Annotated in this window: 14 protein-coding genes; 3 read left to right on the top strand and 11 right to left on the bottom strand. The window is 67.0% G+C overall.

Features of this window, described 5'->3' with window-relative positions:
• Positions 1-8: 8 nt before the first annotated feature.
• Entirely contained in the window at positions 9-458 is a 450-nt protein-coding gene (locus QO259_RS02435) for a VOC family protein (protein ID WP_285951668.1), read from the top strand.
• Positions 459-468: 10 nt separating this feature from the next.
• On the opposite strand, the gene QO259_RS02430 is transcribed toward QO259_RS02435, so the two are convergent.
• The 11 genes from QO259_RS02430 to ffh all read right to left on the bottom strand — a co-directional run bounded on the left by QO259_RS02430 (position 469) and on the right by ffh (position 11,668).
• Positions 469-1,083 carry a YitT family protein gene (locus tag QO259_RS02430; protein WP_285951667.1) on the bottom strand — a complete coding sequence of 205 codons (615 nt, stop codon included), beginning with the start codon at positions 1,081-1,083 and terminating at the stop codon, positions 469-471.
• A gap of 188 nt (positions 1,084-1,271) precedes the next feature.
• Positions 1,272-3,089, bottom strand: coding sequence for a single-stranded-DNA-specific exonuclease RecJ (locus tag QO259_RS02425; protein WP_285951666.1), 1,818 nt, complete (start codon positions 3,087-3,089; stop codon positions 1,272-1,274).
• A gap of 25 nt (positions 3,090-3,114) precedes the next feature.
• Entirely contained in the window at positions 3,115-4,503 is a 1,389-nt protein-coding gene (gene thrC, locus QO259_RS02420) for a threonine synthase (RefSeq protein WP_285951665.1), read from the bottom strand.
• A 50-nt stretch (positions 4,504-4,553) separates the two neighbouring features.
• The gene (locus QO259_RS02415) at positions 4,554-5,870 is read right to left on the bottom strand and encodes a homoserine dehydrogenase (RefSeq protein WP_035475370.1); all 1,317 of its coding nucleotides are present in this window, start codon (positions 5,868-5,870) and stop codon (positions 4,554-4,556) included.
• 203 nt (positions 5,871-6,073) lie between these two features.
• Positions 6,074-6,823 carry a DsbC family protein gene (locus tag QO259_RS02410; protein WP_285951664.1) on the bottom strand — a complete coding sequence of 250 codons (750 nt, stop codon included), beginning with the start codon at positions 6,821-6,823 and terminating at the stop codon, positions 6,074-6,076.
• A 2-nt stretch (positions 6,824-6,825) separates the two neighbouring features.
• A complete protein-coding gene (xerD, locus tag QO259_RS02405; RefSeq protein ID WP_285951663.1) occupies positions 6,826-7,713 on the bottom strand; it encodes a site-specific tyrosine recombinase XerD in 888 nt (295 codons plus the stop codon).
• Between the two features lie 287 nt (positions 7,714-8,000).
• Positions 8,001-8,357, bottom strand: a complete 357-nt coding sequence (gene rplS, locus QO259_RS02400) for a 50S ribosomal protein L19 (protein ID WP_035475366.1) — start codon at positions 8,355-8,357, stop codon at positions 8,001-8,003.
• Between the two features lie 112 nt (positions 8,358-8,469).
• Positions 8,470-9,234, bottom strand: coding sequence for a tRNA (guanosine(37)-N1)-methyltransferase TrmD (gene trmD / locus QO259_RS02395; protein ID WP_285951662.1), 765 nt, complete (start codon positions 9,232-9,234; stop codon positions 8,470-8,472).
• Positions 9,235-9,284: 50 nt separating this feature from the next.
• Positions 9,285-9,827, bottom strand: a complete 543-nt coding sequence (gene rimM / locus QO259_RS02390) for a ribosome maturation factor RimM (protein WP_285952722.1) — start codon at positions 9,825-9,827, stop codon at positions 9,285-9,287.
• An 11-nt stretch (positions 9,828-9,838) separates the two neighbouring features.
• Complete coding sequence (gene rpsP, locus QO259_RS02385) at positions 9,839-10,090, bottom strand: 30S ribosomal protein S16 (protein WP_110674742.1); 252 nt, start codon at positions 10,088-10,090, stop codon at positions 9,839-9,841.
• Between the two features lie 159 nt (positions 10,091-10,249).
• Positions 10,250-11,668, bottom strand: coding sequence for a signal recognition particle protein (gene ffh, locus QO259_RS02380; RefSeq protein ID WP_285951661.1), 1,419 nt, complete (start codon positions 11,666-11,668; stop codon positions 10,250-10,252).
• A gap of 277 nt (positions 11,669-11,945) precedes the next feature.
• Here ffh and QO259_RS02375 point away from each other — a divergent pair, with 277 nt between their 5' ends.
• Positions 11,946-12,749: a cytochrome C assembly family protein gene (locus QO259_RS02375; protein ID WP_285951660.1), complete on the top strand. Its 804-nt coding sequence runs from the start codon at positions 11,946-11,948 to the stop codon at positions 12,747-12,749.
• Positions 12,750-12,920: 171 nt separating this feature from the next.
• The gene (locus QO259_RS02370) at positions 12,921-14,204 is read left to right on the top strand and encodes an HlyC/CorC family transporter (protein WP_285951659.1); all 1,284 of its coding nucleotides are present in this window, start codon (positions 12,921-12,923) and stop codon (positions 14,202-14,204) included.
• Positions 14,205-14,249 lie beyond the last annotated feature (45 nt).

The following is a 14,249-nucleotide window of genomic DNA, read 5'->3' as shown; positions in this document are numbered from 1 at the left end:
GAGGTCTCATGTCCGAACTATCCGCTACTGCCAGCGCTAGCGCGCCGCCGCTCGACGGGATCGTCGAGAGCGTGCTCTATACCGCCGACAAGGCCCGCGCCCGGGCGTTCTTCGAGCGCGTCCTGGGTCTGGAGCCACACCTCGCCGACGAGCGCTTTCTCGCCTACCCGGTGGGCGCCAGCATGCTGCTGGTGTTCCAGCGCGGCGAGACCGACACCACGGTGACGCTACCTGACGGCATGGGCACGATTCCGCCCCACGACGGCACCGGGCGCCAGCACGTGGCGCTGGCGATCAGTGCCGACCGGCTCTCCGCCTGGGAGGCGCATCTCGACGCCGAAGGGGTGATCATCGAGGGGCGCACCCGCTGGCCACGGGGCAGCGAGAGCCTCTACTTCCGCGACCCGGACGGGCATCTGATCGAGCTGGTGACACCGGGGCTGTGGCCCTGCTATTGACGCGTACCGCTCAGCTGCGGCTGACCCCGGTATAGCGCCCCGGGCGGTGGTTGAGGGTGAGAATGCCGCTGAGCACCGCCGCCCCCAGGATCGAGTAGAGCACGTTGCTCACCGGTAGCACGGCGAACGCGGCCAGCATCACCAGACCATCGAGCGCCAGCTGCACCTTGCCCGCGCTCCAGCCATAGCGATCGTGCAGGTGCAGCGCGAGGATATTGAAGCCGCCCAGGCTGCCGCGATGGCGAAACAGCGAGAGCACCCCCAGTCCGATCAGCGCCCCGCCCATCAGCGCCGCGAACAGCGGCGTCACCTTTCCGATCTCGATCCAGTCGGCGATATGCCAGCTGAGCCAGGAGAGCAGCGCAATGGCGGCGAAGGTCTTGAGCGTGAACTGGTGCCCGATCCGCTGCCAGGCGAGCCAGTAGAACGGCAGGTTGACCACGAAGAACACCGGCCCGAAGGGCCAGCCGGTGGCGTAGCTGATCAGCAGCGAGATACCCGCCGTACTGCCGATCAGAATCTCGGCGTGCTGATAGAGCACCACGCCGAGCGCGGCGCAGGCCGACCCGAGCAGAATGGCGAGCACGTCTTCGTGCGTGCGGTGACGGATCTGGGGGCTGTCCATCGAGGGTTCCCTTGGCGTTGTATGACCATCGCCGTGGCGCGGTGGCGCCGCCGGCCTGGCGGAAAGCGCGGCGCTTGTGGCGCCGCTGCGTCGCTCGCGGTGCGCGAGACAGCCAATGATAGCGTCAATTCCGCCAAGGGAGTGGATAGCGTAGCGGCAGCCGGTTCGGGCCTGCACCCGCGCGGATATCAGCCGCTCAGGCGTTCGGCGTGCTCGACCATCAACTGCAGCGACTCGCGCCCTTTCCAGCGGTTGCGCGAGAGCTTGAAGCCACAGCGGACGCGGTCGCCCACGGCGATCGGATGCGGCGCCCCCGGCGCCAGGGCGCGAAACCAGATGGCGCGGGTCACGCTGGCGTCGCGGGAGAGCTCCAGCATCAGGTGGTTGCCCTCCGCCCCCACCGCACGCAGCTGCTCGACGTGGAAGGTGGCCTCGAACAGCGGCGCCTCGAATTCGCGCCCATAGGGTGCCAGCGCCGCCAGCTCGTCGAGGGTGGCCAGCGAGAGCTGCGCCGCCTCCAGCTCGCCGTCGGTCCATACCACCGGATAGAGTTCGCGCCCGCCCAGCTGCTCATCCACCGCCTGCAAAAAGGCGTCGCGGAAACGCTCGAGTTCGCCCAGCGGTACCCCCACGCCGGCGGCACCGCGATGCCCGCCGAAACGCGGCAGACTCTCCGGTGCCAGCTCATGGGCGCGCTGCAGGGCATCACGCAGATGCAGCGCCTCGATCGAGCGCCCCGAGCCGGTGAGCATCTCTGGCGTGGTGGCCGGGGTCAGCACCAGGGTGGGACGTCCATAGCTCTGGACCAGGCGCGAGGCGACGATCCCCTGCACCCCGGCGTGGCCCTGCGGCAGATGGATCACCAGCGCCGGCGGGTCCTCGGCCAGCTGTGCCAGCGCCAGCCCCCGGGCCTGCTCGACCATGTCCGCTTCCAGCGCCTTGCGCGCCTGGTTGTCGTCGTCGAGCACCTGCAGGTGGCGCCGGGCCACAGCATCGTCCGTCGCCAGCATGAAGTGCAGCGCAGCGTAGGGGTCGTCGAGGCGCGAGCGCGCGTTGATGCGCGGGCCCATCTGAAAGGCCAGGGTCTCAGCGTCGAACGGCACGCTGTCGGCCCCCAGGCGCTCCGCCATCACCCGCCAGCACGGCGCCTGCATGCGGTTGATCAGGCGCAGGCCATAGCTCACCACGGCGCGGTTGGCGGCACTGCCACCCAGCGAGACACAGTCAGCCACCGTGCCCAGGGCGACGTAGGAGAGCCAGGGCGCGAGCTTGGGCGTCGACGCGGAAAGCACGCCCTGCTCGATCAGCACCGCCCGGGTGAGCGACATCATCAGCCATGCCACCATGCAGCCGGCGATGGTCTTGTCGGGATAGTCGCAGTCGTCGCGGGTGGGGTTGATGGTGGCGTAGGCCGAGGCCGGCGGCCCCGCCAGCGGCAGCGCGTGGTGATCGGTCACCACCACATCGATACCGGCCTCGCGCAGGCGAGCGATCCGCGGCTCGTCGGAGGAGCCGCAGTCGGCGGTGACCACCAGGCTGGGACGTGGCTTGAGCGCCAGGGTGCGCTCGACCAGCGGTAGACTGATACCGTAACCATCGTTGATACGGTGGCCGATCAGGCTGTGCAGGCGGGTCGCGGGCACGCCGAACAGCTCGGTCAGCGCGCGCAGGATCACCACGTGGGAGGTGATGCCGTCGACGTCGTAATCGGTGAGGATACCGATGTGCTCGCCCTCGCTCACCGCCCGCGCAATGCGCTCGGCCCCGCGGCGCGCATCGGCCAGCCGCTCGGGATGGCTGAGATGGCGCAGGGCCGGATCGGTCAGCGCTGCCAGCGGCCCCGCATAGCCCGCCAGGCGCCCGGCCAGGACCCGCGCCTGCAGCTCGCTCAGGCCCTCGGCCTGGGCGCGCCGGTAGAGCGCCGCGTCGCGCTCGCGCGGCAGCAGGCGCGGACGGATCGCCGCCGGATCGAGGGAGGTCGCGGCGCTTGGGGCCGACGTCGACATCGTGACGCTCACAGCGACCGCCGCCTCAGCGGCGGTTGTCAGCGACGAAGCGCTGAACCGCGGCGAGTTCCGCCGGCAGCACCGTGTAGCGCTCCTCGCGTTCGAGCAGGCCGTCCATGTGCGGCGGCAGCGGCGCCCCGGTGAAACCCGCCTTGACCACCGCCTCGGCGAACTTGGCCGGGTGCGCGGTGGCAAGGGTGATCATCGGCGTAGCGCGGTCGGCGCGCACCCGCTCGACGGCGCGATAGCCGGTGGCGGTATGCGGGTCGAGCAGCTCCTTGGTGCGCTGGTGCGCCTCGCGGATCACCTCGAGAATGGTCTCGTCATCGACGCTGAAGCTCGAGAACTTCTCGCGCAGCCGTGCCAGCGGTGCCTCGGCGAGTGCCGCCGGCTCGCGCTGGAAGCGCTCGAGCAGTTCGCGCACCGCGCTGCCGTCGCGCTCGTAGGCATCGAACAGCAGACGTTCGAAGTTCGACGACACCACGATGTCCATCGACGGCGCCAGGGTGGCGGCGAGTTCACGCTTGGAGAAATCGTTGTCGGCAAGCGTGCGGTGCAGGATGTCGTTGGCGTTGGTGGCGATGATGAACTGCTTCACCGGCAGCCCCATCTGGCTCGCCATGTAACCGGCGAAGAGGTTGCCGAAGTTGGCCGAGGGCACGCAGAAGCTCACCTCGCGATGCGGCGCACCGAGAGCGACCGCCGAGGCCACGTAGTAGACGATCTGGGCCATGATGCGCGCCCAGTTGATCGAGTTGACCGCCACCAGCCGGGTGCCGTCGAGGAACGCCTGATCGGCGAAGCTCGCCTTGACCATCGCCTGGGCATCGTCGAAGTTGCCCTCGATGGCGATATTGAAGACGTTATCGGCGAGCACCGTGGTCATCTGCCGCCGCTGCACCTCGGAGACGCGGTTGTGCGGGTGCAGGATGAAGATATCGAGATGGTCGCAGTGGCGGCAGCCCTCGATCGCCGCCGAGCCGGTATCGCCGGAGGTGGCGCCCATGATCACCGCGCGCTCGCCACGCTTGGCCAGGAAGTGATCGAGGATGCGCCCCAGCAGCTGCAGCGCGACGTCCTTGAACGCCAGCGTGGGGCCGTGGAACAGCTCGAGCAGGAAGTGATTGGCGTCGAGCTGGTTCAGCGGCACCACCGCCTCGTGGCTGAAGGTAGCGTAGGCATCGTGAACCAGGCCGCGGAAGGTGTCGTCATCGATCTCGCCGCCGACGAACGGCTGCATCACCTGGAAGGCGATCTCGGCATACGACAGCCCCGCCATCCCCGCCAGCGTCTCCGCCGACAGCTGGGGCACCGTCTCAGGCACGTAGAGCCCGCCATCGCTGGCCAGACCGGTCAACACCACTTCCTCGAAATTCAGCGCCGGCGCCTGCCCGCGCGTACTGATATAACGCATCTTGGTTTCCACTCGGTCCTGGGCTGCTCGCCCGTGCTGTCAGTCGCGACTTATTCCTGCTCGTCCAGGGACTCGACCCGAATCCGCGTCACCGGACCGGCGATATCGGCCAGCGACTCGAGCTGGCGGATCGCCTCGTTCATGTGCTGCTCGCGGGTGCGGTGAGTCATCAGGATGATCGGCACCAGCTCGCCCTCGGTGGCCTCTTTCTGGATGATCGCTTCGATCGAGATGCCGTGCTCGGAGAGGATGGTGGCGACCCGCGCCAGCACCCCGGGACGATCCACCGCCAGCAGGCGCAGGTAGTAGGCGGTGACGATATCCTCCATCGGCAGGATCGGCAGCGCATTGACCTCGTCGTTGACCCCGCTGAAGGCCAGATAGGGCACCCGGTAGTGGTGCGCGGTGGTGATGTCGCGGGCCACGTCGAGCAGATCCGCGACCACCGCCGAGGCGGTCGGTTCGGCCCCGGCACCGGCGCCGTAGTAGAGCGTCGGGCCGGTGGCGTCGCCCATCACCGCAATGGCGTTCTTGACCCCGTGGACATTGGCCAGCAGGCGCTCCTTGGGGATCAGGGTCGGATGCACGCGCAGCTCGACGCCGCTGTCGCTGCGCCGGGTGATGCCCAGGTGCTTGATGGTGTAGCCGAGGTTGTCGGCCTGCTCGACGTCCTCCGCGGTGATCCGCGCGATGCCCTCGGTGTAGGCGCGATCAAACTGCAGCGGCACGCCATAGGCGATCGAGGCAAGGATGGTCAGCTTGTGGGCGGCGTCGATACCTTCGACGTCGAAGGTCGGGTCGGCCTCGGCGTAGCCCAGCGCCTGGGCCTCGGCGAGCACGTCCTCGAACGCCCGGCCCTCGTCGCGCATATGGGTCAGGATGTAGTTGCCGGTGCCGTTGATGATGCCGGCGAGCCACTGGATACGGTTGGCGCCGAGCCCCTCGCGGAGTGACTTGATCACCGGGATACCGCCGGCCACCGCGGCCTCGAAGGCGACGATCACACCTTTGTCATGGGCGGCGCGGAAGATCTCGTTGCCGTAGACCGCGATCAGCGCCTTGTTGGCGGTGACCACGTGCTTGCCGTGCTCGATGGCGGTCATCACCAGCTCGCGGGCGACGTCATAGCCGCCGACCAGCTCGACCAGCACATCGACATCGGGGTTGCGCGCCACCTCGAAGATGTCGCGGGTGACCTTGATACCGGTGGTGTCGCAGTCGGGGTTGTCGCGGCGCGCGCCGACCTGCTCGATCACGATCGGGCGACCGGCGCGACGCGCGATCTCGTCGGCGTTGCGCGTCAGCACATTGAAGGTGCCACCGCCCACGGTGCCCAAACCGCAGATACCCACTCTCACCGGTTTCAAGATATCACTCCCCTGTCTCGCGGCGCGGCAAGCCTGCCGCGTCGCCTGATTGTCTGAAGGCCCGCTGTCGCAGGTCCTGGGTCCGGGTCGGCCATGCCCTCCGGCCGCCCTTTTCGCGCGCCCCTCGCGCCAGCTGCAACGCCGCGGGGGCGGTCACGGTAGAAAGCCCCGCCACCCTTGTCAAGCGGCGGCAGAGCCCGCTTTCAGCTCTTGGCGTTGGGGTCGATGCCGAGCATCGCCGCCAGGCGCTTGGCCGGCAGATAGCCAGGCACCATCTTGCCATCGGGGAAGATGATCGCGGGGGTACCCTGGATGCCGGACTCGATCCCCAACTGGTACTGCTTGGCGATCGGTGCATCACAGCTCGCCGGGGCGTCCACCGCATCGCCGCGGAAAGCGGCACTCATCGCCTCGGAGCGGTTGTCGGCACACCACACCTTGGCCAGCTGACGCGCGGCGTCGGAGTCCGGCCCCATGCGCGGGAAGGCGAGATAGTCGACCTCGATGCCCATGGCGTTGAGCTGGTTCATCTCGGCATGCAGCTTGTGGCAGTAGGGGCAGGTGGTGTCGGTGAACACCGTGAGCCGAGCCTTGACCTTGCCCGCCGGCTTGTAGACCACCCGCTGGTCCTCCGGCACCTTGTCGATCAGCGCCTGGCGCCGTGCATTGGCCGCCTGCTCGGTCAGGTTGACCATGCCATCCTTGGCGTTCTGATAGAGGTCGCCGACGATCAGGTACTCGCCCTTGGCATCCGCGTAGAGCGTGTTGCCCCCCTTCAGCCGCACCTCGTAGAGCCCCGGCAGCGGCGAGTCGTCAATCGACTCGATCGGCAGCGGCTGGCCGCTGTGGGCATTGAGCTTGGCGGCCAGGTCACTGGGCGGCTTGGCGAAGGCAGCGGGCGTCAGGCAGAGTCCGGCCAGCGCCAGTGCGGCCAGGGTCGAGCGACTTCTCATGTTCAACCTCTCGGATGATGTTGGGCGTGCAGGGCTTCCAGGCGGGCCTGGGCCACATGCGTGTAGATCTGCGTGGTGGATAGATCACTATGCCCCAGCAGTAGCTGTACGACACGCAAATTGGCGCCATGATTCAATAAATGGGTCGCGAAGGCGTGGCGCAGGGTGTGCGGCGACAGCGGCTTGTCGATCGCTGCCAGGCGGGCGTAGTGCTTGATCCGGTACCAGAAGGTCTGGCGTGTCATGCAGGCGTCCGCGCGCCCGGGAAACAGCGCCGGCTGACGGATGTCACGCATCAGCTCGCCACGCCCCTGCCGCAGATAGCGCTCGAGCCAGCTCAGGGCCTCTTCGCCCAGCGGCACCAGCCGCTCCTTGTCGCCCTTGCCGCGCACCAGTACCACGCCCTGACGCAGATTGACCGCCGCGACGCTGAGCCCCACCAGTTCGGAGACGCGCAGACCGCAGGCGTAGAGCAGCTCGAGCATGGCGCGATCGCGCAGGCCCAGCGCCGAGTCGACATCCGGCGCTGCCAGCAGTCGCTCGACGTCGCGCTCGTCGAGGGTCGCCGGCAGCCCGGGGCTGATCTTCGGCGGCTCGATCTCGGCCAGGGGGTCATGGGCGATCAGCCCCTCGCCCAGTGCCCAGCGATAGAAGCGCCGTAGACACGACAGCAGCCGCGCCACCGAGCGCGCATGGTAAGTCTCGCGACGGCCATCGACGAAAGCGTTGACGCTGTTTTCGGCGGGCGCCAGCAGCCGCTCATCACGGCTCTCGAGAAAGCCGATCCAGGTCGACAGGTCGTGGCGATAGGCGCTCAGCGTGTGCTCGCTGACGCCGCGCTCGAGCCACAGCGCATCGAGAAAGGCATCGCGGCGGTCATGATCGTTCATAGGCTCATGGGCTCAGAGGGTGTTTACAAATTCGACGAGCGAAGGCGAGACAAGGCGAAATCGGCCGAAAAGACGGAGTTTACGCGGTGTAAATGAGTACTTTGAGGTCGATTTCAACGCTGTATCGTCGAGCGCAGGCATTTTGTAAACACCCTCTCATGATCATCGGCAGGATTGGCTCGACCCCGCAGCATAACGCAGAAGACCCCGTGCGCCGAACGCGCACGGGGTCTTCTCGGGTGGCGATGCCATCGCCCCGGCCAACAGGTGCCGGGGCATCACCGCACTCAGCCCAGCTTTTCCTTGATACGCGCGGATTTGCCGCTGCGCTCGCGGAGGTAGTAGAGCTTGGCCTGACGCACGTCGCCGCGACGCTTGACTTCGATACCGGCAACCAGCGGGCTGTAGGTCTGGAAGGTACGCTCGACGCCGACACCGTGGGAGATCTTGCGCACGGTGAAGGCGGAGTTCAGACCGCGGCTACGCTTGCCGATGACCACGCCTTCGAAGGCCTGCAGACGCTCGCGGTTACCTTCCACGACCTTGACCTGGACGACCACGGTATCGCCGGGGGCGAAGGCCGGGATGTCCTTGTTCATCTGCTCGTTCTCGAGCGCCTGGATCACCTTGTTCTTGCTGCTCATGTCTTGCTCCTGGTTTGAGAGGAGTGCCCCGGGGGGCGCTCCGTGATCCCGGCGCGAGTTCGCTGAACCAGCGCGGAATCGGACTGTGAGTGACGCATGCAGGCGCCTTGCCTCATGCACCGCCGTCGCGTGCGACGTGTTCCTCGATGAACTCGTCGAGCAGCAGCTGCTGCTCGCGGTCCAACGTTCGGCTCTCCAACAGATCCGGACGCCTGAGCCAGGTGCGTCCGAGAGATTGCTTCAGGCGCCAGCGCCGGATCGCCGCGTGATTGCCGCTGAGCAGTACCTCCGGCACCCGGTGACCATCGATCACCTCGGGGCGGGTGTAGTGCGGGCAGTCGAGCAGACCGCTGGCGAAGGAGTCCTCGCTCGCCGAGTCGCTGTGGCCGAGCACCCCGGGCACCTCACGGGATAGCGCGTCGATCAGCACCATCGCCGGCAGCTCGCCGCCGCTGAGCACGTAGTCACCGATCGACCACTCTTCGTCGATATCGGCGTCGACCACACGCTCGTCGATGCCTTCGTAGCGCCCGGCGACCACGATCAGACTCTCGCGGGCAGCCAGTTCCCTGGCGCCGGCCTGATCCAGCCGCCGACCCTGCGGCGAGAGGTAGATCACCGTCGGGCGCCGGCCCTCGGCGGCGGCGCTGCGGCGGGCCTCATCGAGCGCCGCGCGCAGTGTCGCCACCTTCATCAGCATGCCGGGACCTCCACCGTAGGGGCGATCGTCGACCGTGCGATGTCTGTCCGTGGCGTAGTCCCGAGGATTCCACAAGGCCATCTCGAGCAGGCCTCGCTCCACGGCCCGACCGGTCACGCCGTGCCGGGTAATGGCCTCGAACATCTCCGGGAACAGGGAGACGACACCTATCCACACGGTACGCTTCTCCTCCCCTGCCGCGCTCTTGCCCCCGCCTGCGCGGGAAGCTAGAACGTCGGGTCCCAATCGACCGTCATCTCGCCGGCGGCGAGATCCACCGCGACGATCACGTCGTCGGGCAGAAACGGCAGCAGCCGTTCACGATCGTCCACGCTGTCGGTGCCGGGCTTGACCACCAGCACGTCATTGGCACCGGTCTCGAACAGATGATCGACCCGGCCCAGCCTGACGCCCTCACGGGTCACCACGTCGAGCCCCTCCAGCTGATGCCAGTAGAACTCGCCGTCTTCCAGCGTCGGCAGCGCCGACTTGGCCACCGACACGTCGGCGCCGGCCCATTGCTCGGCCAGCTCGCGGGTGTCGACGCCTTCCAGCCGTACCACCAGTGCCTTGCCTTGCGGGCGCGCCTCGAGCAGCTTACGCGTCTCGCGCTGGCCGTTGAGCGTCAACGTCCACACGGGGTAGTCGAAGATGCCCTCGGCCGGGCTGGTGTACGAATAGACCTTGAGCCAACCCTTGACGCCGTGCGGGCTGGTCAGGCGGCCCAGCAGCACCTGCTGCGGGTCGTCGTCATGCGCCGCTGCCGACATCACGTTCGAACTCAGGCCTGGGCCTTGCGTGCTTCTTTGACCAGCTCAGCGACGCGGTCGGAGACCTGCGCGCCCTGGGACTCCCAGTGAGCGACGCGGTCGAGATCGACGCGCAGACGCTCTTCCTGACCGCGCGCGATCGGGTTGAAGAAACCGACGCGCTCGATGAAGCGGCCGTCGCGGGAAACGCGAGAGTCGCTGACGGTCAGGTGATAGAAGGGACGCTTCTTGGCGCCACCACGTGCCAGACGAATGGTAACCATTGCGTTGATAATCCTTCGGTTAAGTGAATCGTTACGCCACGGAATCGAGTCTTCCCGGGCGTAGGCCCGAGACGAAGACGCAGCATTCTACGGAAAAGCCCGCCATTTGGAAACCTTTTGTTGAGGTTCGCCACCGCCGGACGAGCGCAGGCGGCCGGCTCAGCGCCAGGGGAAACCGCCGCCGCCCATGCCGCCCATGCCCCCCATACCGCCGGGGCCACCCGGGCCGCCACCGCCGCCCATCATGCCCGACATGCCGCGCATCATCTTCTGCATGCCGCCCTTCTGGCCGGCCTTCTTCATCATCTTCTGCATCTGCTTGTGCTGCTTGAGCAGACGGTTGAGATCGGGCACCTGGAGACCGGCACCGGTAGCGATGCGCCGCTTGCGCGAGCCGTTGATGATCTCAGGCTTGCGCCGCTCCTGCGGGGTCATCGAGTTGATCAGCGCCTCGAGCTTGCCGAACTCCTGCTCGGCGCCCTTGTTCTGGGCCATCTCGGCCATCTGCCCCATGCCGGGCAGCTTCGACATCAAGCCGCCCATGCCGCCCATCTTCTTGAGCTGCTGCAGCTGGTCGCGGAAGTCTTCGAGATCGAAGCCCTGGCCCTTCTTGACCTTCTTGGCGAGCTGCTCGGCCTTGCCCTTGTCGACGTTGCGCTCGGCTTCCTCGATCAGCGACAGCACGTCGCCCATGCCGAGAATGCGCGAGGCGACGCGGTCAGGATGGAACGGCTCCAGCGCCTCGACCTTCTCGCCCATGCCCATGAACTTGATCGGCTTGCCGGTGATGTGGCGCACCGAGAGCGCGGCACCGCCACGCGCGTCACCATCGGCCTTGGTCAGGATGACCCCGGTCAGCGGCAGCGCATCGTGGAACGCCTTGGCGGTGTTGGCGGCATCCTGACCGGTCATGGCGTCGACCACGAACAGGGTTTCCTGCGGCTGGATCGCCCGGTGCAGCGCCTGGATCTCGGCCATCATCGCCTCGTCCACCGCCAGGCGGCCGGCGGTGTCGACCAGCACCACGTCATGGAACTGGATCTTGGCGTGCTTGATCGCCGCCTCGGCGATCGCCACCGGCTGCTCGGCGCTGGTCGACGGGAAGAAGTCGACCTCGACCTCCCGCGCCAGGGTCTCGAGCTGGTCGATGGCGGCAGGCCGATAGACGTCGGCGGAGACCACCAGCACCTTCTTCTTCTCGCGTTCGCGCAGGTACTTGGCCAGCTTGGCCACCGAGGTGGTCTTGCCCGCCCCCTGCAGACCCGCCATCAGCACTACCGCCGGCGAGCCCTTGAGGCTCAGCGCCTCGTTGGCCTGGCCCATGATCGCTTCCAGCTCCTGCTGCACGATCTTGACGAACTGCTGGCCCGGGGAGAGGCTCTTGGAGACCTCCTGACCCACCGCGCGCTCGCGCACGCGATCGACGAAATCCTTGACCACCGGCAGCGCGACGTCGGCCTCGAGCAGGGCGCGACGCACTTCGCGCAGGGTGTCCTTGATGTTGTCTTCGGTCAGGCGCGCCTGGCCGGTGATCGACTTCAGCGTCTGCGACAGGCGATTGGAGAGACTTTCGAACATGGAACGCTCCGGGCGGCGATGCCGGGCACCGCAGGGTTCGACCAGGGGATCGCGGCGCCGCTGAAAAAGAATGTGGCCGACCATTATACGCGTGAGCGCCACGTCTCTCCACGTACCGATGCAGGACAGCCGCGCCATCCCCCGGCGGCCGGGGTCACGGCTGGGCGCCGCGACGCCGATTGGGTATAGTAGCGGACGCTATGCACAGGATTGATTTCGATACTCCTTCACCGTTCGGGCGGGCGCCTCGCGGCCGCTCCATGAGGCTTTGACACCGATGCCGGCGCTTCCCTTCGCCCTGGTCGCTATCGTCTGCTATCTCGCCGCCGGACTCTGGCAGAGCCTGAGCCTGGCCCGGCGCGTCGCCGAACGCCCGCGCTGGGTGCGCAGCGCCGGGACGATCGCGCTGCTCTGCCATGGCGTGATCGTCGGCCTGACCCTGCTCGGCCCGCGCGGACTGCACATGGGCCTGACCCAGAGCGCGACCCTGATCGGCTGGGTGGTGGTGGCACTGCTGCTGCTGTTCAGCCTGTTCAAGCCGGTGCTGAATGCCGGCGTGTGCGTCTTCCCGGTGGCCGCCATCACCATCGTCGCCGCCATCGGCATGCCCAGCACCATGACCGAATCGGGGATCTCCCCCGGCCTCTACTTCCATATCCTCAGCTCGGTCGCGGCATTTTCGTTCTTCGCCATCGCCGCGGTACAGGCGGTGCTGCTGGCGTTCCAGCACCATGCGCTGAAGCAGCGCCAGACCCTGGGCATCGTTCAGGTGCTACCGCCGCTCACGCGCATGGAGCAACTGCTGTTCGAACTGATCTGGTGCGGCATGCTGCTGCTGACGGTAGCCATCGTCAGCGGCTTCGTGTTCGTCGACAACCTGTTCGCCCAGCACCTGGCGCACAAGACCATCCTATCGATGCTGGCCTGGTTGATCTTCGCCGCGCTGCTCGCCGGCCATCACTACCTCGGCTGGCGCGGGCCCAGGGCGGTACGCTGGACGCTGGCCGGTGTCGGCGTGCTGGTGCTGGCCTTCTTCGGCACCAAGTTCGTGCTCGAGTACATTTTTCACTACAACGCCTGACGCCAGGATCATGCCGAGCCTTGAACGCTTGGCGGTTGCGCGCGCGCCGCTCTCGGGCCAAGCTCGAACGAGCGAGCGGCTCGCGGCCGTGATATCGGCTCTGTCTCGACGCACCTACCGGCGGCTCGGCAGCGCCGGGGGCGTTTCAACGAACAAGAGGAAAGCGCCGTCTTGAACGACGACATACCCTTGGGCCTGATGCTGGGCCTGCTCTTCGTGCTGGTCTGCCTGTCGGCATTCTTCTCCAGCTCCGAAACCGGCATGATGTCGATCAACCGCTATCGCCTGAACCACCAGGCCAACAGCGGCGGCCGCGCAGCCAAGCGCGTGGTCGAACTGCTAAAGCGCCCCGATCGCCTGCTCGGGGTGATCCTGATCGGCAACAACCTGGTCAACAACCTGGCCGCCTCCATCGCCACCATCGTCGCCATTCACTTCTTCGGCGATGTCTCCGGCCCCGCCATCGCTACCCTGGTGCTGACCATCGTGGTACTGATCTTCGGCGAGGTGACCCCCAAGACCTACGCCGCGATCAAGCCCGATCGCATCGCCCTGCCCGCCTCGCTGGTGCTGGCACCGCTGCTGCGTGTGTTCTATCCGCTGGTGTGGCTGGTCAACGCGATCTCCAACAATCTGCTGCGTCTGCTCGGGGTCAAGCAGCTCGAGGCGGGCAAGGACAATCTCACCCGCGACGAGCTGCGCAGCGTCGTCCACGAAGCCGGATCGCTGATCCCCAGCCGCCACCAGGCCATGCTGCTGTCGATCCTCGATCTCGAGAATGTCACCGTCAACGACATCATGGTGCCGCGTCACGAGGTGGTCGGGCTCGATCTCGATGACGACCTCGACGCCCTGCTTGCCCAGATCCGCCAGAGCCAGCACACCCGCCTGCCGATCTACAAGGGCGATATCAACAACATCGTCGGCATCCTGCACCTGCGCAACGCCTCACGCTTCCTGGCCAAGCCCGATCTCACCAAGGCGGCGATCGTGCAGGAGGCGCGGGAGCCCTACTTCATCCCCGAATCCACCCCGCTGCATACCCAGTTGCTCAACTTCCAGCAGCAGAAGCGGCGTATCGGCGTGGTCGTGGACGAATACGGTGACGTGCAGGGGCTGGCGACGCTGGAGGATATCCTCGAGGAGATCGTCGGCGAGTTCACCACCGACGTAGCCGGAACCTATCGCGATATCCATCCGCAGACCGACGGCGCCTACGTGATCGAAGGCACCGCCAATATCCGCGAACTCAACAAGGCGCTGGGGTGGCAACTGCCTACCGACGGCCCCAAGACCCTCAATGGGCTGATTCTGGAGCAGCTCGAATCCTTCCCCGATGCCGCGGCCTGCCTGCAGATCGGCACCACGCGGCTGGAGATTCTGGAGATCAAGGAGAACCTGATCACCTCGGTACGCTGCTGGCAGTTGGGGGTCAGGCGGCGCAGCGGCGAGTAACACCCGGGGCCGCCGACGGCGCCACCCACGTCGTCGTCGCCCAGC

The organism is Salinicola sp. JS01 (genome assembly GCF_030284585.1).
Lineage (GTDB): Bacteria > Pseudomonadota > Gammaproteobacteria > Pseudomonadales > Halomonadaceae > Salinicola.
This window is presented reverse-complemented; position numbering and strand designations above follow the sequence as displayed.